Annotated in this window: 20 protein-coding genes; 6 read left to right on the top strand and 14 right to left on the bottom strand. The window is 26.1% G+C overall.

The window, feature by feature from the left end; all coding sequences use genetic code 11:
* Positions 1–51 precede the first annotated feature (51 nt).
* Positions 52–924, top strand: coding sequence for a M23 family metallopeptidase (locus HF862_RS05390; protein WP_170186893.1), 873 nt, complete (start codon positions 52–54; stop codon positions 922–924).
* A gap of 244 nt (positions 925–1,168) precedes the next feature.
* On the opposite strand, the gene rpsR is transcribed toward HF862_RS05390, so the two are convergent.
* From rpsR to gmhB, 13 genes are all read right to left on the bottom strand, one after another.
* Positions 1,169–1,387 (bottom strand): 30S ribosomal protein S18, encoded by a 219-nt coding sequence (rpsR, locus tag HF862_RS05385; RefSeq protein WP_027128452.1) that lies wholly within the window; start codon positions 1,385–1,387, stop codon positions 1,169–1,171.
* A gap of 53 nt (positions 1,388–1,440) precedes the next feature.
* The gene (gene rpsF, locus HF862_RS05380; RefSeq protein WP_027128451.1) at positions 1,441–1,725 is read right to left on the bottom strand and encodes a 30S ribosomal protein S6; all 285 of its coding nucleotides are present in this window, start codon (positions 1,723–1,725) and stop codon (positions 1,441–1,443) included.
* Between the two features lie 212 nt (positions 1,726–1,937).
* Positions 1,938–3,014, bottom strand: a complete 1,077-nt coding sequence (ftsZ, locus tag HF862_RS05375) for a cell division protein FtsZ (RefSeq protein WP_170186892.1) — start codon at positions 3,012–3,014, stop codon at positions 1,938–1,940.
* 18 nt (positions 3,015–3,032) lie between these two features.
* Complete coding sequence (gene ftsA, locus HF862_RS05370) at positions 3,033–4,319, bottom strand: cell division protein FtsA (RefSeq protein ID WP_170186891.1); 1,287 nt, start codon at positions 4,317–4,319, stop codon at positions 3,033–3,035.
* Positions 4,309–4,998 (bottom strand): cell division protein FtsQ/DivIB, encoded by a 690-nt coding sequence (locus HF862_RS05365; RefSeq protein ID WP_170186890.1) that lies wholly within the window; start codon positions 4,996–4,998, stop codon positions 4,309–4,311. The genes ftsA and HF862_RS05365 overlap by 11 nt, the downstream gene beginning before the upstream one ends.
* Before the next feature lie 20 nt (positions 4,999–5,018).
* Positions 5,019–5,888 carry a D-alanine--D-alanine ligase gene (locus HF862_RS05360; RefSeq protein ID WP_170186889.1) on the bottom strand — a complete coding sequence of 290 codons (870 nt, stop codon included), beginning with the start codon at positions 5,886–5,888 and terminating at the stop codon, positions 5,019–5,021.
* 15 nt (positions 5,889–5,903) lie between these two features.
* On the bottom strand, positions 5,904–6,743 hold the full coding sequence (gene murB, locus HF862_RS05355) for a UDP-N-acetylmuramate dehydrogenase (protein ID WP_170186888.1): 840 nt from the start codon (positions 6,741–6,743) through the stop codon (positions 5,904–5,906).
* Between the two features lie 16 nt (positions 6,744–6,759).
* Positions 6,760–8,088: a UDP-N-acetylmuramate--L-alanine ligase gene (gene murC / locus HF862_RS05350; protein ID WP_170186887.1), complete on the bottom strand. Its 1,329-nt coding sequence runs from the start codon at positions 8,086–8,088 to the stop codon at positions 6,760–6,762.
* Positions 8,088–9,158: an undecaprenyldiphospho-muramoylpentapeptide beta-N-acetylglucosaminyltransferase gene (gene murG, locus HF862_RS05345; RefSeq protein WP_170186940.1), complete on the bottom strand. Its 1,071-nt coding sequence runs from the start codon at positions 9,156–9,158 to the stop codon at positions 8,088–8,090. Before murG ends, murC begins: the two co-directional genes overlap by 1 nt.
* Positions 9,152–10,480: a UDP-N-acetylmuramoyl-L-alanine--D-glutamate ligase gene (murD, locus tag HF862_RS05340; RefSeq protein WP_170186886.1), complete on the bottom strand. Its 1,329-nt coding sequence runs from the start codon at positions 10,478–10,480 to the stop codon at positions 9,152–9,154. Before murD ends, murG begins: the two co-directional genes overlap by 7 nt.
* 28 nt (positions 10,481–10,508) lie before the next feature.
* On the bottom strand, positions 10,509–11,597 hold the full coding sequence (gene mraY, locus HF862_RS05335) for a phospho-N-acetylmuramoyl-pentapeptide-transferase (protein ID WP_170186885.1): 1,089 nt from the start codon (positions 11,595–11,597) through the stop codon (positions 10,509–10,511).
* A 14-nt stretch (positions 11,598–11,611) separates the two neighbouring features.
* On the bottom strand, positions 11,612–12,886 hold the full coding sequence (gene murF / locus HF862_RS05330; RefSeq protein ID WP_170186884.1) for a UDP-N-acetylmuramoyl-tripeptide--D-alanyl-D-alanine ligase: 1,275 nt from the start codon (positions 12,884–12,886) through the stop codon (positions 11,612–11,614).
* Between the two features lie 114 nt (positions 12,887–13,000).
* Positions 13,001–13,564 (bottom strand): D-glycero-beta-D-manno-heptose 1,7-bisphosphate 7-phosphatase, encoded by a 564-nt coding sequence (gmhB, locus tag HF862_RS05325; protein WP_170186883.1) that lies wholly within the window; start codon positions 13,562–13,564, stop codon positions 13,001–13,003.
* A 232-nt stretch (positions 13,565–13,796) separates the two neighbouring features.
* Here gmhB and HF862_RS05320 point away from each other — a divergent pair, with 232 nt between their 5' ends.
* The 5 genes from HF862_RS05320 (at position 13,797) to HF862_RS05300 (ending at position 18,989) form a co-directional block, all read left to right on the top strand.
* On the top strand, positions 13,797–14,276 hold the full coding sequence (locus HF862_RS05320) for a GDSL-type esterase/lipase family protein (RefSeq protein ID WP_170186882.1): 480 nt from the start codon (positions 13,797–13,799) through the stop codon (positions 14,274–14,276).
* A 5-nt stretch (positions 14,277–14,281) separates the two neighbouring features.
* A complete protein-coding gene (locus HF862_RS05315) occupies positions 14,282–15,109 on the top strand; it encodes a methyltransferase domain-containing protein (protein WP_206039028.1) in 828 nt (275 codons plus the stop codon).
* 20 nt (positions 15,110–15,129) lie between these two features.
* A complete protein-coding gene (locus HF862_RS05310) occupies positions 15,130–16,455 on the top strand; it encodes a YjiH family protein (RefSeq protein ID WP_170186881.1) in 1,326 nt (441 codons plus the stop codon).
* A gap of 210 nt (positions 16,456–16,665) precedes the next feature.
* Entirely contained in the window at positions 16,666–17,580 is a 915-nt protein-coding gene (gene glsA, locus HF862_RS05305) for a glutaminase A (RefSeq protein WP_170186880.1), read from the top strand.
* Between the two features lie 17 nt (positions 17,581–17,597).
* A complete protein-coding gene (locus tag HF862_RS05300) occupies positions 17,598–18,989 on the top strand; it encodes a sodium:alanine symporter family protein (protein ID WP_170186879.1) in 1,392 nt (463 codons plus the stop codon).
* A gap of 103 nt (positions 18,990–19,092) precedes the next feature.
* Here HF862_RS05300 and HF862_RS05295 read toward each other — a convergent pair whose 3' ends face one another.
* Positions 19,093–19,974, bottom strand: a complete 882-nt coding sequence (locus HF862_RS05295; RefSeq protein ID WP_170186878.1) for a DMT family transporter — start codon at positions 19,972–19,974, stop codon at positions 19,093–19,095.
* Between the last annotated feature and the right edge of the window lie 21 nt (positions 19,975–19,995).

Genomic DNA, 19,995 nt, shown 5'->3' with positions numbered 1-19,995 from the left:
TACCAATTATGATATAATATAAACTAATAAAAACTAGAAAAAGGAGTATTTATGAGAAAAATATTAATTTTATTATTGAGCATAAGCATATTTTCTTGTATATTTTTTTACAAAGATTTTGATATTTATATGACTAAAAAAAATATAAAAATTTCTACTGAAACAGTAAAACAAGGAGAGTTATTTGTAGTTGAATATCCTAAAAAAAAGGATTATAAAATTGTTTTTAAAAAATCTCAAACAAAATTAAAAACTTTTATCCATAATGATAAAAAAATTACTTTAATTCCTGTCCATTATTCTACAGAAGAGGGAGATTATCCATTAGAAATTTATAATAAAAATCAATTAATTTATAAAAAAGATATAAAAATAACAGATGGAAATTTCAAAAAAAGTTATATTACTGTTAGTAATACTATGAAAGAAAAAAGGTCATCATCTAATATGAAAGTTATGACAAATAAAACAGCTGAAGCAAAATCAAATCCAATAAAAGAAAAATTATGGACAGGAAATTTTATTTATCCTATTGAAGACAAAAAATATCATGATATAAGTAGTACTTTTGGAGCTATGAGATTTGTAAATAATAAAGTTGTAGGTTATCATTCTGGAATGGATTTCCCTGTACCTATTGGGACAACTTTAAAAGCTACAAATAATGGAAAAGTAGTTCTTGCTGAAAAATTGACTACAACAGGGAATACTTTAATAATAGACCATGGAATGAATTTGTATTCAGCTTATGCCCATATGAGTGAATTTAATGTCAAAGTTGGAGATATAGTAGAAAAGGGACAAGTTGTTGGTAAAAGTGGAAATACTGGATTTACTACTGGTCCTCATTTGCATTTTACAATTAGTGTAGGAACTACTTTTGTAAATCCTAAATTATTCTTTGAATCTAATATAATAGACTAAAAAAATATAGAGTTATTTTAAATTATTTTACTATAAAAATAATTAAATTGTTTTACTTTTCTATTCTTAAAAACTTTATTTATATTAAACAGTATTATTTTTTATAATTAGATTATTTTAAAAATTATAAAAAATATTTTTTACTACAAAAATTATTATTAATTTTATAAAATATAATATTTTCATTTATTTTTCAAAAAAATAAAAAAAAGCAGAAATTTATTTTCTGCTTTTTTTATCTAAATTACTTTTCTATTCTTGTATAAGGAATTAAAGCGATATTTCTAGCTCTTTTAATAGCTTTAGCTATTTTTCTTTGTAACTTAGCATTAGCTCCAGTTACTCTAGATGGGTTTATTCTTCCTTTATCAGAAACGAATCTTTTTAAAAGATCAACATTTTTGTAATCGATTTCTTCAGCTTTAACTCTTAATTTAGCTCTTCTTCTTCTGAATTCAGCCATTTTAAATACCTCCTTTTGAAATAAACTTTTACTTAATAATAGATTTTTTGAAACTAGTCTTTTTTAACGATGATATATCTCATTACTTCTTCAGTAATGTTAAGTTTTCTTTCAACATCTACTAATTTAGTTCCGTCCATTTCTAAAGTAACAAGCACATAAAATCCTGTTTTCTTTTTGTCGATAGGATAAGCTAATTTTCTTTCTCCCCATTTTTCAGTTTTAGCAACAGTTGCTCCAGCAGCAGTTAAGATATCATTAACTTTAGCCATAACAGCTTCTCTACCTTCTTCTAAAACAGTTGGGTTGATGATGTACATGATTTCGTAAGCTTTCATTTGTTTACCTCCTCCCTATGGTTTTAGCCCAAAAAATTAAATTAATTGAGCAGGGCCTTAATTATAATATCATATTTTTATAATAAAATCAAGGATTTTTTTATATTTTAGAAAATTATAATAAAAAAATAAAGAATATAAAATAAAAGTGAAAAATATGGTATTAAAAAACAAAAAAGAGTACTGTAAATATTACAATACTCTTTATTTTTTTATCTACTGCTTCTAATCCAAGGTGGTAAATCTAAATCTAAATCATTGTTTCTAGTAGTAGTATTTGACTCAACAGGAGTAGTTGAAACTTTTTCTTGTTTTGATTGAATATTGATAAATGGTTCAGTTTTTTCCATTTCATCAACGAAATTATTAGCTATAATAGTAACTTCTATTCTATCTTCTAATTCATCATTGATATTAACACCAAACATAACATCATCAGCGTCTTTTCCAGCTGCTTCTTTAACAATATTAGCTATAGATTGAGCTTCCATTAAAGTTAAATCAGAAGAACCAGCTATATTAAGAAGGATTTTACTAGCTCCAGAAATTGATTTTTCTAATAGAGGAGATTTTAAAGCTTTTTCAGTAGCTTTCATAGCTCTATTTTCTCCATCTCCTTCTCCAAATCCTAAAACAGCAACTCCTGAATTTTGCATAGTAGTTTTAATATCAGCAAAGTCAAGATTTATAAGACCATTTCCAATCATTAAGTCAGCTACACCTTTAATACCAATTTTTAAGATATTATTAGCTTCTTTAAAAGCATTTTGTAGAGTTATTGTTTTATCAGGTAATTCAAATAATTTGTCATTAGGGATAACTACTAAAGAGTCAACATATTGTTTTAATTCAGCAATTCCCCTTTCAGCATTATTTCTTCTTTTTCCCCCTTCAAATCCAAAAGGTTTTGTAACTATACCTACAGTTAAAATTCCTAATTCTTTAGCTATTCTAGCTATTACAGGAGAAGAACCAGTACCAGTACCTCCACCCATTCCAGCTGTAATAAATAACATATCAGCATCTTCAAGAAGTTGTTTTAATTTATCAACATCTTCTTCAGCAGATTCTCTTCCTACATCAGGATTAGCTCCAGCTCCAAGTCCTCTAGTTAATTTTTCCCCTAATTGGACTCTTACATCAGCTAGAGATTTACTTAAATCTTGAGCATCTGTATTAGCTGCTATAAATTCAACCCCAGAAACTCCAGTAGTTATCATATCGTTTATAGCATTTCCACCAGCTCCACCAGCTCCAATAACTTTTATTTTTACAATGTTGTCAGACATTTATAACCTCCCAATATTTTATATAAAATTAGAAAATATTTTCTTCCAGAAACTTTCTTTCTTTTTAGTTTTTTGATTAATTTTTTCAGCAGATTCATTAGCATTTTTTTCAGTAGAATTTTCAGTAACATTACTTGCTATTTCAGAAGAAGTATTTTTTTCATTTTGTTCTTTTTCTCTTTTCTTTATTTCTAAGTACTCTTTCTCCATAATTTCTAAAAGAATACCAATTGATACAGACATTTCAGGAGTAGGATTTATTATACCATTTATTCTTAGAGGATTAACTCTTGTTACAGGGTAACCAATTTTTATATTAATCCAATCGTACATTTCATCCATTTTAGCAACTCCTCCAGTTAAGAAAATACCTTTTTCAAGATATCCTTGGAAACCAGATTCATCTATAGTTTTTCTAATAAGTCCAATAAAATCACTAGAACGAGCATTGATTGCTTCAGAAACAGATTTTATTTCAAGTTCCTTACTAGGTAAAATATATTTATTACCTTTTATAACTGCTGTTTTATAAATAATACTTTGAGCTTCTTCTAGTGAAACATTATAAATATATCCTAAATCGCTAAGGTAATGATATCCTCCAATAGGAAGAGATTTAGTATATATAAGTTTATTATTTTTGTAAATGATGATATCTGTACTTCCACCACCAATATCAATAAGAGCAACACCACTTTTTTTATCTTCCTCTTTAAGAGTAGATTTAGCTGCTGCATATGAATTTAATATAGTAGATTCTACTTCTAAATCAGCTCTGTGAATAACTTCTAATAAATCATTTAGATTTTCTTTTTTTATAAAAATTAAATGAACATCTCCTTGGAAATATCTTCCAACCATTCCAATAGGATTTTTTATAAGTCCACCATTATTGACTTTTGTATTATAAATTTCTCTTTCTAAAAGTTCTTCATCGTTATTACACAAATCATGATAAGCTATACTATAAAGTTTTTCTATATCCTCATTAGTTATGACTTTTTCTTGATTAAAATCAATTTTAACATTTTTAGTCCTTGAGAAAATATTAGTTCCCCCATACCCTAAAGTAACTTTTTCAACAATAAGCCCTGTTTCTTCTTCTACAAGTTTAACAACATCTTTGATACAGTTACTTAAAATAATAGGATTTTCAATAATATTTTTTTTCATTCCTTGAGTTTTAACTTCTTGATAACTGATAACTCTTAATTTATTTCCTGTTTCATCAAGTTCTCCAGCTAATAATTTAATAGTTGAATTTCCTATATCAAGAACAAACTTGTGTATACTGTTATTCCCCATTTTTATCCTCCAAATATTTGACTATGTAATCTTGGAATCTAAGGTCAACATAGTCTATTTTTTTATTTTTAGATAATCCAAAACATAATGTTTCACCTATTACATATTTTTCTAAAGGTACTTTTTCATTAGTTTTTAAAATAGAACCATTTGTTAAAACAATATTAATACAATTGTCATCTACTTTATATATTTGAGAAATGCTACCTTTTAAAATATTTTCGATATTCTTTATTATACCCAATAATGGTAAAATTTCAAAGCTATTTTTTACTAAAATAAAAGGAAGGCTAGAAATTTTTTCTTCATGTATTTCACCGTATATAATATTATTTTTATCAATCAAAAAAATACTATTATTATATTGTAAATAATATTTTGGTTTTCTTTTTTTTATATCAATATTTAGCTTATTATAATCTGATATATTAACTTTGACATCTTCTATTCTGACATCTTGTTTTATGAAATTTTTAATTTTATCAGCATCTATATGTAAAAGGGATTCTCCTAAAAAATTATCTTTAAAAAATGAAAATTCATCTTTTTTTTCTTCAGATAAACCAGTTATTTCTACAGAATTAATTTTATAGTCATCTCTTTTAAAAAAATTATTGTGTGTTTTAATAATTCCAACTGATAATAGAACAAATATGCTTAAACGAATAAGTAATCCCAAAAAAATCACCTATAGTATATTTATTTAAAATTTTCAACCATTTTTCTTGTTAAATCATCAAAAGAATATCCTTTTAAAGTAGCTACTTTAGGAACAAGACTAGTTTCAGTCATTCCAGGACAACTATTGACTTCAAGGAAGAAAATTTCATTTTCTCTCAAAATAAAATCACTTCTAGAAATTCCACGCATATTAAGAGCTTTATGAATTTTTGATGCATATTCCATAGCTTTATTATAAGAATCTTCATCTATTTTAGCAGGAAATTCATATTCAGTCATTCCTTTAGTATATTTAGAAGTAAAATCGTAAAGACCATTTTTTGGTTTTATTCTTATAACTCCTAGAGATTCTCCTTCAATAACTCCAACAGTAAGTTCCTCACCTTTTATAAAGTCTTCTATTGTAATATCTTTATCACCAGAAAACTCAATAGCTTTTTTTAGTTCTTCAAGATTATTACAAATATAAAGTCCTATAGTAGAACCTTCAGTACTAGGTTTAACAACAATAGGATATTTTTCTATAGATTCAATTTCTTCCTTTGAATAACTTTTTGGAACTGGAATTCCTATATTTTCAGCTACATGTTTAGTTAAATTTTTATCCATAGATACAGCACTAGCAATCATACCAGAACCAGTATATTTTTTACCTAAGATATCAAGAAGTCCTTGTATTCTTCCATCTTCTCCATAGACACCGTGTAGCGCTAAATAAGCTAAGTCATATTCATTTTCAAGGAAAGCAGATAGTAAATTTTCATGATTAAGTTCAATACCATAAGCATCATAGCCTTGTCTTTGAAGACTTTCTAATATAGCTTTTCCTGTTTTTAAAGATATTTCTCTTTCAGAGGAAATTCCTCCCATAAATACAGCTATTCTCAAAATTGTATTCCCCCTTTATTTTAAAACTATTATTTCTTTTTCTAAGTTAATATTATATTTTTCTTTGATAGTTTTTTCTACTAATTTTATTAATGAAGTAACATCTGAAAATGTAGCTCCATCAACATTAACAATAAAATTAGAATGCTTTGTAGAAATTTGAGCTCCCCCTATCTTATGACCTTGTAAACCAGATTCTGAAATAAGTTTTGCTGCAAAAAAACCAGATGGATTCTTAAAGGTACTACCTAAATTAGGGAATTCAAGTGGTTGAGAATTTTTTCTTTTATTTTTTATCTCTTCAGTCAATTCTTTATTAAAATTTTTTTGAAATATAAAATTTGCACTTAGAACAATCCAATTATGTTCTTTTATTTCAGTATAACGATAACCTATTTTTAAATCTTTTTTTTCTATTATTGAAATATTCCCTTTTTCATCTAAAATTTCAATACTTTCTATACAATCAAAAATTTCTCTTCCATGGGCACCGCCATTCATAAAAATAAGCCCACCTACAGTACCAGGGATTCCTATTAATTCTTCCAATCCAGAAAGATTATTTTTCTCTAAATAATTAAGAAAAAGAGGAAAATCTAAACCTGCTTCTACATTTATTCTATTTTCATCAATAATAGATATTTTACGTAATTTTTTTAATGAAATAAAATTCAAATCTAAAAAATCATCAGATAAAAGAAGGTTAGTCCCATTTCCTATTATAAAATAATTTTTTAAATTTTTCAATAGTGGATATAATTCTTCTTTATTTTCTATTTCAATAAATTGTCTAGCTACACCACCAATTTTTATGCTAGAATGATTCTTCATATTATAGTTTTTAGTTATAATCATATTGAGACCTCAATAATTATTTTAATTTTTCAGCAATAGAATGAGCAAAAGTAGAGATATTACCAGCTCCCATAAATATATATGTTCTAGGGATATTCTTAGATAGTATATCTTTTTCTAATTCACTTTCAGAAAATACAATCCTTGAATTAGGATGTTTTATTTTTTCAAAAAGATTTTCAATAGTAACTCCAAACTCATCTTTTTCTCCAGCACTGTAAACAGGTAAAAGTATAAGTTCATCAGCTTTATCAAAAGCACCTTCAAATTGGTCTAATAAAAATTTAATTCTACTAAATCTATGAGGTTGGAAAATAACAGTAATTTCTTTATTTTCAATACTTTTAGCTCCTTCAAGAGTAGCTCTTATTTCAGTAGGATGATGTCCATAATCATCTATTACTTTGACATTTTCTTTATCTAATAAGATATCATATCTTCTTTTAGCACCTGTAAAGTTAGATATAGATTTTTTAATATTTTCTTTAGAAACTCCAAATTTTAGGCCTAAATATATAACAGGTAAAGAATTATAAACATTATGTTTTCCAGGGATACTTAATATAAATTCACCTAGATATTCTTCATTTATATATACATCGAAAAAAGTTTTTTTCCCATAAACTCTTATATTGTCAGCGAAAAGAAAGGCTTTTTTATTAATTAAACTATAAGTTTTTACTGAATGATTTTTAATTATATCATTACAATTTGGACAATCTTCACAAATAATAATTTCTTCAGAAGTTTGAGAAACAAAAGTATTAAATGAATGAATAATATTATTTAAACATCCATGTTTTTCTAAATGATCAGCTTCAATATTTGTGATGATAGAATATTTAGGTTTCATAAATAAGAAAGAGTTATCACTTTCATCAGCTTCAGCTACAAATAAATCACTTTTACCACATCTAGCATTAGAACTGATTTCAGGAATAATTCCTCCAACAACTATAGTTGGGTCCTTTTCTAATAAAACAGAAGAAAGCATAGAACTAGTTGTAGTTTTACCATGAGTACCAGCCACAGCAATTCCTATTTTTTCGTTTAAAAGATTAGCTAAAAGTTCTCCTCTTTTAATAATAGTTAAATTATTTTCTTTAGCTCTCTTATATTCGGGATTATTTTCTCCAATAGCTGTAGAAACTATAAGTGTATCAATATTGTCAATATTTTTACTGTCATGTTTAGAATAAATATTGATACCTTGATTTTTCATTTTTTCAGATAAATAACTATTAGAAAGGTCTGAACCAGAAACATTGTAATTTAATGTTTTCATTATCTGAGCTAAACCACTCATACCTATACCATTGATGCCAACAAAAAAGATATTTTTCATTAATTGTTCCTCCAAATTTCAATTGTATCTACAATTGCTTTTGTAGCATTATTTATTTTTAAGTTTTTAATATTGTTTCCCATTTTATGTAAAATATTTTCATTTTCTAAAATTTCTAGAGCTGTTTCAATTGCTTCATCCACTTCTTTATCATTATAAATAAGAGCTCCACCAGCTTCTTTTAATATCATAGCATTTTCATACTGACCTACTTTTACAGAATTGTATGGAATTAATATAGCTGGTTTTTCAAGTTGAATAATTTCAGATATAGTTAAGGCTCCAGCTCTACAAATAATTAAATCGGCAGCTCCCATAACATTAATAAGATTATCAAAATATGGTTTTACTACATGATTAACATTTTTTATTTCTAAATTTTTTAAGATATCTTCATAATTTTTAGTACCAGTAGCCCAATAAATTCTAAGCCCTTTTTTATTTTCTAATTCATCCCAATATTTTGCTATAGCTTCATTGATACTTTTAGCTCCTAAACTTCCACCTGTTATAACTAGAATTTTTTCTTCAGAAGAAACTTTTAGTTTTTCTCTTTCTTCTTTTTTATCTATTTTATAAATTTCTTCTCTTAAAGGATTTCCAGTTACTTTAAATTTATACTGAAACTTCATAGGTAATTCTTCAAAAGTGTGATTAAAAGCTAGAAACACTTTTTCAGCAAATCTATAGAAAAATTTATTAGTCATTCCTATATTAGCGTTTTGTTCTTGAAGATATATTTTTTTTCTTTTAATAAAAGCAGCACAAACCATAGGAAAAGAGATATAATTTCCAAATCCTATAATAACATCAGGATTTTCTCTTTTTATATATTTAATACAATGTAAAATTAAAAAGAAAATAGAAATAATATTTTTAATAGACTTTCCAGGTTTAATATTTAAACCTATAAAATTAATTCCAGATTTTGGGACTAAATCTTTTTCCATTCTTGAGGAGCTTCCAACAAAGGTAACTTCATGCCCTCTTTTTTGAAATTCTTTAGCTACAGATAAAGCAGGATAAATATGTCCACCTGTTCCTCCTGTTGTAATAACTATTTTCACAATATTTCTCCTCCAATAAAAATTTCTTTAACTAATTCTTTAAAGACTTTTCCTCTGTGTTCAAAAGATTTGAATTGGTCATAACTAGAAGTTGATGGAGAAAGTAAAACTACTTCTTTGTCTTCTAAAGTTATAGTTTCTTTAATATGTTTTAGTACATTTTCTAATGTTCCAAGATTGAAGATATTTTCTTTTGGATAGTTAACCTCTAAAAGAGATTTTTCAATTCTATCAGCCATTTTTCCTATTAAATAAACTTTTTTAATATTAAGTTTTATATTTTTAACCATACTATCTAAAGGTAAACCTTTATCTTTACCACCACAGATAAGGGTAGAACCTTTATAAGCAGCAATTGCAAAATTTGTAGAATCTAAGTTAGTTCCTTTAGAATCATTTATAAATACTGTATGTCCCCATTTATAGAATAATTCCATTCTGTGCTCTAGAGATTTTGTATTATATAAACAGTTTTGTATTGTTTCATTAGAAATATTTAAAATTTTACCTACTGTAATTATGAAAAGAGAGTTTTCTAAATTATGTTTTCCTTTTAATGAAAGCTTATCAACTTCTAAAACTTTTTCTCCATTATAAAGAACCCAACCATTTTCATCAAAACAATTAGAAATCCCTTTATTTTTTCCAACAGTTATAGTTCTTGTATCACAGAAAACTTTTGATGTAATTCTTTTCATAGTTTCATCATCATTTACATTATAAATAAAGATATCATTATCTTTTTGATTTTTACAAATATTAAATTTAGCCTCATAATAATCTTCAACTACAGCATATCTGTCAAGATGGTCTGGAGAAAGATTTACAATTAGAGAGATATAAGGTTTAAAATCTTTGATTCCCTCTAATTGGAAAGAACTTAACTCTAAAACTACATAATCAAGGTCAGGATTTTTTAAAATTAATTCAGCAAAAGAATTTCCTATATTACCAGCATGCATAGCTTTAAAACCAGCTTTTTGTAATAGTTCAGTAGTTTTAGAAGTAGTTGTAGTTTTTCCATTACTTCCTGTAACAGCAATTATTTTAGTAGGCAATTTTTTTTCAATAATATATCTATAACCTAATTCAATTTCATCAATAACCTCAATTCCTAAATCTAAAGCTTTTTTTACCAATTCATTATCAAAAGGAATACCAGGACTTTTAATAAAAAGGTTTATTTCATTTAAGATTTTAATTGCATCAGATGATTTAATACCACTATTATCATCTACTAAAATAACTTCAACTCCTTCTGATTCAAGTAATTTTTTTGCACCTTTACCACTAACACCATTTCCAAAAATAATAGCTCTTTCCATGATTATTACCTCCAAAATTAATTATAAATTATAATATACCTCTAAGTCTTACAATACTTAATGCTACTCCTCCACAAATTAATGCCATAATCCATAATCTAAAAGTCACTTTTGATTCTGGAATTCCCATTAATTCAAAATGATGGTGAATAGGAGCCATTCTGAATATTCTTTTTTTTCTTAACTTGTAAGAACCAACTTGTAACATAACAGAAACAGCTTCCATAACAAAAACTCCACCGATTATAGGGAGAAGAAGTTCTTGTTTTAAAATAATTCCTATAACTCCAATTATTCCTCCAAGAGTAAGAGAACCAGTATCTCCCATAAAAATTTGTGCAGGATAACAGTTATACCATAGAAAAGCAAAACCAGCCCCTATTATAGTTGATAGAAATACAGCAATTTCTCCAGCTCCAACAATATAAAATAATCTTAAGTGAGAACTTAATTCAAAGTGACTACTAAAATAAGCAATAGTTGTTAAGATACTACAACTGATTATAACAGGCATAGTAGCAAGTCCATCAAGTCCATCAGTAATATTAACAGCATTTGATGTACCATTGATAACAAGAATTGTAAACACTAACATAAAAAAGCTACCTATATATATATGAGAACCTGACCAAAGAGGATTTATAATTGAAAAATCAATAATTTTATTACCTGTAATTCCGAATTCTTTTATAAATATCCAAACGATAATAGCAATAATAGTTTGAAGCATTAATTTTTTTCTTCCAGCAAGTCCATCTTTATTTACTGTAAATTTTTTGTAGTCATCAATAAATCCAATGGCACTAAAAAGAAGAGTTGTAATTATAAGCAAAACAACAAATTTATTTTTTAAATCACAAATAACTAAAGAAGAAATTAAAGCCCCAAAAATCATAAGAACTCCTCCCATAGTAGGAGTACCTTTTTTTGAGTAGTGAGAAGCTGGTCCAGATTCTCTTATTTCTTCTCCAAATTTAATTTTTTTTAAATATTTTATAAATGGTTTTCCTAAAATAAGAACAATTAAAAATGAAAGGACGAAACCTATTGAAATTCTTAAATATATGGATTTCAAAAAATTTAAATTATTATTTAATTCACTTAAGATATATAACATTTTTTCTCCTCAACCTAGATAATTTCCCATAAACGGTTAAAATTAGAACCTTTTAATAAAATAATTCTATCTGAAAAATTATTTTTAATTAATTTTTTTATTTCTTCTTTATTTTCAACTAAAATAAATTTACTTGAGCTTATATTTTTATATGCTTCTTTCATTAAAGGACCTAGAATAATGATAGTTTCAATATTACTTTTATTAGCAAATCTTAAAACATCTTCATGATAAGAAATCGCATTTTCTCCCATTTCTCCCATATCAGCAAGAATTGCTAATTTTTTTTTAGAAAAATTAATTTTATCAAAGGTTTCTAAAGAAGCTTTCATTGATACAGGACTAGCATTATAAGCATCATTAATATATAAAATTCCTTCTTTTTCTATTTTTTGAAATCTCATAGGAGTTACTTGAACTAAATCAAGACCTTTTTGAATTTCAGAAATAGTTAAACCTAAAGAAAGTCCAAGAGCTATTCCAATAGAAGCATTTATACAATTATGTTTTCCATTAAGTTTAAAAGTGTATTGATTACCATTTACAAAAAAATTAACTCCATCTAATGTTTCAGAGTAAGCAGTTATAATAAAGTTATTATCTTTATTAAATCCAATTTTATTTCCAGAAAGATTTTTTAAATAGATATCATCTCCAAAAACAAAAAGATTTTTTTCTGAAATATAGTTTTTGATTTGACTTTTTTCTAAAAATACATTATCTCTATTAACCATAAATTCAAGATGAGAATCACCAATATTAGTAATAATACCATAATCAATATCAGAAATATCACATAGAGCAGAAATTTCACCTTTATGACTCATTCCCATTTCTATTACCCCAAACTCGTCATTTTCATTTAGTTGCAATATTGTAAAAGGAAGTCCAATATGATTATTATAATTTCCTAGTGTTTTTTTGACTTTATATTTAGAAGATAAAATACCATGAACTATATCTTTTGTAGTAGTTTTTCCTTCACTACCAGTAATTCCAATTAATTTAATATTTAATTTTTTACGATAATCTTTAGCAATAGATTGCATAGCTTTTACAGTATCCTCTACTACAATAACTCTTTCATTGTTTTTCCATTTATTATCATCACATATAACAATGGTATCTTCTATTTTTAAGACATTTTCAATATAATTTTTACCATTATTAATAGCGAAAAATAAATCTCCTTTTTTGATATTTCGACTATCAATTTCAACTTTTGAAATATCATGTATTTTAAAAGTTTTATGAAATTTTTCTTCTATTACTTTTAATAATTGTTTCATTTTTATAAAAATTAAATCTCCTTTTTTAGATTTATAGAAAAAGTTAAAGTGCCAATTTATATTCTAACACTTTTAGTGATTGTTTTACAATAAAAAATAAAATATTTTTGTAATTTAATTATTATTTGAGTTTTTTAAATTTATAGCAAAATCATAGAGAGAATTAAAAACTAAAATATTTTCTGATAAAGAAGAAAAATCAATATCATTTCTAGTTTTTAAAATTACAGGGGTCACATCTGCTTTTAAACCAGCTTCAACATCAGACAATTTATCTCCTACCATAAAAGAAAGAGAGGGGTCTATATTAAATTCATCCATTCCTTTTAACAACATACCAGGATATGGTTTTCTACAAAAACAATCTAATTTATATTCTCCAATTCCTTTAGTAGGATGATGAGGACAATAATAAAATTTAGATATATTTATATTTTTTTCTTTCAAAATTTTTGAAAGTTTTTCATGAAGAGTTTGTATATCTTTCTCAGTATAGTATCCTCTAGCAACACCAGATTGATTAGTTACAACAATAAGTATATAACCTAAATCATTTAAAATTTTTAAAGCTTCATCTGCTTTAGGCTCAAACTCAAAATCTTCAATACGATACATATAATCTTTATCAATATTGATAGTACCATCTCTATCTAAAAAGATAGCCTTATTTTTTTTCATTTAAAAATCATCTCCAAATAAATTTTTGTATAAAATACTTAGTATTTTATCATAAAAAATAGAAATATCCAACAAAAATTTTAAAAGGCATTTTATCAGATTAATATGTATTTTATGTGTCAATAAAATTACATAAAAATAGACTTAAATAAAAAATATTAGAGGACAAATAATGGATTATGTGGTATAATAGATTGATTTCTAAAAATAAAACTTATCTTAAGGAGAAAATATGGAAAAGGTAATTTTTTTAGGTGATAGTATAACAGCTTGGAATAATTATCCAAATGTAAAAAATTATGGGGTTCCAGGATTTTGTTCTAGAGATGTATTGTGGCTTCTTGAGGACAGAGAAGATATAAAAGGTGATACAGTAGTTTTAATGGTAGGAGTTAATGATATATTAGGGGATATTCCCTCTGAAAAAATCTTTAATAATCTATTAAAAATAATAGAAATATTAAAGGAAAGATTTAAAAAAATTATTTTAATATCTGTGTTGCCAACAATGTATAAGGATAAAAATAAAAAAATAAAAAACTTGAATTTTTTATTGAGAAATCAAATGTTTGTAGAAAAACTAATGATACATAATTTATTTTTAAATGAAGAGGGAATAATAGATAATAAATATAGTGCTGATGGAGTTCACTTAAGCCCAGAAGGATATAAATTATTAAATAAAAAAATAAAAAAAATTTTAGAGGGATAAAAATAATGGAAGAAATCAAAATTTGTCCAAAATGTAAAGAGAAATTAATAAAAAATGGAAAAAGTTATTCTTGTAAAAATAATCATACATATGATATATCTAAATCAGGATATGTAAATTTGTTATTAGATAATCAAAAACATAGTAAAAATCCTGGTGATGATAAAGATATGGTTATTAGTAGAAAAAAATTTTTAGAAAAAGGTTATTATCAAGGAATATCAGAAAAGGTAAATGAAACTATAATATCACTTTTAACCAAAAATAACATTAATATATTGGATATAGGGTGTGGAGAAGGATATTATACAGAAAGATTAAAAAAATTTTTAAGTGAAAAGGAAATAGAAAATAGAATAATAGGTATAGACATATCAAAAGAAGCTGTTTTAGTGGCTTCAAAGAAGAATAAAGACATTGAATGGGTAGTAGCTAGTGCTTCAAATCTTCCTTTAGAGGATGGGAGTTTAGATTTTATTATATGTATGTTTGCTAAGATTATTCCAGAAGAGAAGATGAGATGTTTGAAAAAAGATGGATATTTAATAATAGTATCTACAGGAGAAAATCATTTAGTTGAGATAAAAGAAGTAGTGTATGAGAATATAAGGAAAGATTTTTATTCTCCAATAGAAGATTTAAAAATATTTGAATATGTAGAAACTAAGAATTGTAAATATAAAACCTATATAAAAGAAAATGAAAGTATAAAAAGTTTATTTAATATGACTCCATATAGGTGGAGAAGTCCTAAAGAGGGGATAGAAAAATTATTTTCTTTAAAAGAATTAGAAATAACAGTAGATGTCAACATAGATATCTTTAAAAAATAATTTTATAATTAGGAGGAGAAATGGCAATTTTTAAATTTTTATTTTATTCTATTTTAGGAATACTAGCCTTCTTAGCACCTTTTAAAATTGGTGAAGAGTCATCTATTTTAATGGGACATATAAAATCTATAATAATAGATGGATATATAGAGGAAATAAGAGTGTTAGTAGTTATAGTATCTTGTGTAACTATATTAGGAACTATTTTAGGATTTATAAAAAGAGATTTTAAAAATAAATATTTTCAAGAATTCTTTGTCTGTGGGCCTATAAATGGAACAGCTAGAATATTAGGGGCAATTTTCTTTTTAATGGTTCATTATGGTGTAGGACCAAGTATAATATTAGACCCTAATACAGGTGGAATGATGGCAAATGATTTATTACCATCATTAATGGTAACATTTTGTGTAGGAGTTTTATTAATGCCATTACTTACAGCTTTTGGTCTTGTTGAATTTATTGGAGTATTAATAGCTCCATTTATGAGAAAAGTTTTTAAAGTTCCAGGATATGCTGCAATAGATGCTATAGCTTCATTTTTAGGAGATGGAACAATAGGAATAGTAGTAACAGATGAACAATATCAAAAGGGATATTATACTCAAAGAGAAGCTGTAATAATAGCTACTTCATTTTCAATAGTTGGAATATCCTTTGCTGCAGTAGTTTCAGATTTATTAAGATTATCAGATAGATTTATAATTTTCTATGCTACAATAGCTTTTTCAACAGTTATTGCTGGAATAATTATAGCAAGATTACCTTTAAAGAAATTTAAAGATGAATATTATTTAGGAAGAGATTTTAAAGGAGAAGAAGCTAGTACTTCTGTCCTTGTAGCTATAAGAAAAGCTACAGAAACAGCTCAAAAAGCTAATGAAGTTAAAATTTTATTAGATTCTATAAAGAAAGTAGGAATACTTTATATAACTTTTATTCCTGTAATAATGTTTATGGGAACTTTAGGTCTTGTTATTGCTGAACATACAACTATTTTTAATATAATTTCAATGCCATTAGTTCCAATACTAAAGTTACTTGGATTTTCTCAAAAAGTAGCTGAAGTTATGGCCCCATCAATGATAGTTGGATTTTCAGATATGTATTTACCTTCATTATTGATAGAAAGTGTGCCAAGTGAGATGGCAAGATTTTTGATTGGAACTTTATCTTTTGCTCAATTAATTTTTTTAAGTGAAACAGGAATGATATTAGTTGCTTCAAAAATAGGGTTTGATTTTTGGGATACATTAAAATTCTTTATATTAAGAACTATAATAAGTTTTCCAGTTATATTTATAATAACACAAATTTTATTTAAAATGGGTATATTAGCTAACTAAAAGAACTATATACAAAATTCGAAAAATCCATATATTTTATTTATGATAAAACTGTTAAAAAACATAAAAAATAAAATAACTAAAAGAAATATTTAGGTTATAAAAAAAATATATAACAATAATTTAAAATTTTTATTGACATATTTGTCAGAAGGTTATATATTTAAAATATGATAAAAGAGTTTCATAAAAAAATATTTTGGAGGAAAAATGGAAGATTTATTAAGGAGTTTAGTGAAAAAAAATCTAGGAAAGACAAAATTAGGTGAAGTAGCTAATTATATTCCAGAACTAGATAAAGCTAAAAAGGATGCTTTAGGAGTTTATATTTATAATATGGACCAAGAAGAATTTGGTGCTGGGGACTATGATATAAAATTCACTATTCAAAGTATATCTAAAATTTTAAGTTTGATGTTAGCTATTTTAGATAATGGAGAAGAGTATGTTTTTTCAAAGGTGGGAATGGAACCTACAGGAGATCCGTTTAACTCTATAACGAAATTGGAAACTTCAAGTAGAAAGAAACCATACAATCCTTTAATAAATGCTGGAGCTATAGCTGTAAGTTCTATGATTTATGGAAAAGATGCTAGAGAAAAATTCCAAAGGTTATTAGATTTTATTAGAAAAATAACAGAAGATGAAACTTTAGATGTAAACTATAAAATTTATTGTGGAGAATCAGAAACAGGAAATAAAAATAGAGCTATGGGATATTTCTTGAAAAGTCAAGGGATTATAGAGGGGAATGTAGAAGACGCTTTAGATGTATATTTTAAGCAATGTTCAATAGAAGTAACTGCTAAAAATTTGGCTAAAATAGGATTATTTTTGGCAAGAGGTGGAAAATTAAGTTCAGGAGAACAAGTTATAAGCACAAGAATAGCTACAATAATAAAAACTTTGATGGTTACTTGTGGAATGTATGATAATTCTGGAGAATTTGCAGTAAGAGTTGGAATTCCATCTAAAAGTGGAGTAGGAGGAGGAATAGTTTCAGTAGTTCCTGGTAAAATGGGAATAGGAGTTTTTGGACCATCATTGGATAAAAAAGGGAACTCTGTGGCTGGAGTTGCTTTATTAGAAGAACTATCAAAAGAACTAAACTTAACAATATTTTAAAAAACTAAGGAGGAAAAATGGAAGCTTTATCAAATTTTGTGGGAACAGTTAATACTTGGTTGTATTCATATTTATTAATTGCATTACTTCTAGTATTAGGATTCTATTTCTCACTAAAAACAGGATTTATTCAAATTAGACTTATAGGAGAAATGTTAAAACTTTTAGGAGGAAAAAACTCTAGTTCAAAAAATGGTATTTCATCATTCCAAGCTTTTTGTATTTCAATAGCTTCTTGTGTAGGAACAGGAAATTTAGCTGGTGTTGCTATAGCAATAGTTATTGGAGGGCCAGGAGCTGTGTTTTGGATGTGGCTTATAGCTCTTATAGGAGCTAGTTCAAGTTTAATAGAATGTACTTTAGCTCAAGTATATAAAATAAAAGATGGAGAACATTTTAGAGGTGGACCAGCTTATTATATGGAAAAAGCTTTAGGAAAAAGATGGATGGGAGTTGTATTTTCTATTCTTATTTCTATAACTTATGGATTGATATTTAACTCAGTTCAAGCTAATACAATATCTTTTGCTTTTGAAAAGGCTTTTAATATTCAAAGATTACATGTAGGAATTGTTTTAGCTGTAGTTACAGCTATTATAATTTTTGGTGGAGTTAAAAGAATAGCTCGTGTAGCAGAAATATTAGTACCAGTTATGGCTGTAGCTTATATTTTTGTAGCTGTTTTTATAATATTAAAGAATATTGCAATAATTCCATCTATTTTTTCTTTAATCTTCAGTAGTGCTTTTGGATTTAAACCAGTAGCTGGAGGATTATTTGGAGCTGTTATAATGCAAGGAATTAGAAGAGGACTTTTCTCTAATGAAGCTGGAATGGGAAGTGCTCCTAATGCTGCTGCTACTTCTGATGTATCTCACCCTGTAAAACAAGGATTAGTTCAAGCTTTAGGAATTTTTACAGATACAATAGTAATTTGTTCTTGTACAGCTTTCATAATTTTAATTTCAGGAAATTATACTTCTGGAAGTTCTAATGGAATTCAATTAACTCAAGATGCTATAGTTTCTCAAGTTGGTTCTTGGGGTTCAATATTTATAGCTGCTTGTATACTATTCTTTGCTTTTTCTTCTGTAATAGGGAATTATTATTATGGTGAAACTAACATAGAATTTATAAAAGCTAATAAGGGTTGGTTAACTATTTATAGAATAATGGTAGTTGGAATGGTATTATTTGGGTGTGTAGCCCATATTCAAATTGTTTGGGACTTAGCAGATTTATTTATGGGACTTATGGCTACAATGAATTTAATTACAATAGCTATCCTTTCAAAAATTGCTTTTGCTGTTATTAAAGATTATCAAGAGCAAAGAGCTAAAGGTGTAGACCCTGTATTCAAATCTAAAAATGTACCAGAAATAAAAAATGCTGATTGTTGGAAAGATTAATGATTAGTTATTAAATAAAAAAGCCTGAAATAATTTTTTATAGTTTATTTCAGGCTTTTTTATTTATAATGATTAAAAAATTTTTTAATTATTTATTGATTTTTTATAAGAAAAATAAAACAATTCCAAATACAGAAATACAAGCTCCGATTATCTCTTTTAATTTTACTTTTTCTTTAAAAATAAAATATGAAATAGGAATTATTAGAATAGGACTTGTAGAAGAGATAGTAGAGATAATACCAGCATGTCCTAAATTAAGAGCAGCTACTAAAAATGTTATACCAGCTGTAGCTGTGACAGTTCCACCGATTATTAATAATATTCCTTTTTTATCTTTTGTAGCTTCAAAAACTTTACCCCATAATTTTTTATAAGTAAGAAATAGTATAAATACTCCTAAAGCACAAATCATTCTTATTTGAGTAGAGGAGCTAGGGTCATATCCCATTGAACCCATTTTAGTAAGAACTATCCCTGTAGCTTCAAAAATTGTTGCTATACATATAAATAAAATTCCTTTAGTAGAGAATTTTTTTTCATCAGTTTTATTTTTAGGTTTGATTACTACAAGTAAAACTCCACTACAAGTAATTATCATAGCCAAAATTTGAAGTAAAGTTAGAGTCTCGCCTAGAAAAAGATATCCAAATATTCCTACTATAAGAGGAGTCATAGTCATGAAAAGCATACATATTCTAGCTCCTATTAAAGTATAGGCTTCATACAAAAATAAATCACCTAAAAATAAACCTACAAAGCCAGATAATCCTAACCACTTCCAATTATATATAGTAGAATCGGTTGGTAAAAATATTCCTCTATCTACAAGAGTAAAACTTCCTAAAAAAATAATTCCAAAAACCAATCTTATTACATTAACCGAAACACTATCAGTTCTCTTTGAAGCATGTTCAAAAAATAATGAACTTGAAGCCCAGCCTAAAGCTGTTATAAATGCAAAAAATTCCCCTAAATATTTCATAATAACCTCCTTTAATATATT

This window comes from Fusobacterium sp. FSA-380-WT-3A, assembly GCF_012843705.1.
Taxonomy (GTDB): Bacteria; Fusobacteriota; Fusobacteriia; order Fusobacteriales; family Fusobacteriaceae; genus Fusobacterium_B.
This window is presented reverse-complemented; position numbering and strand designations above follow the sequence as displayed.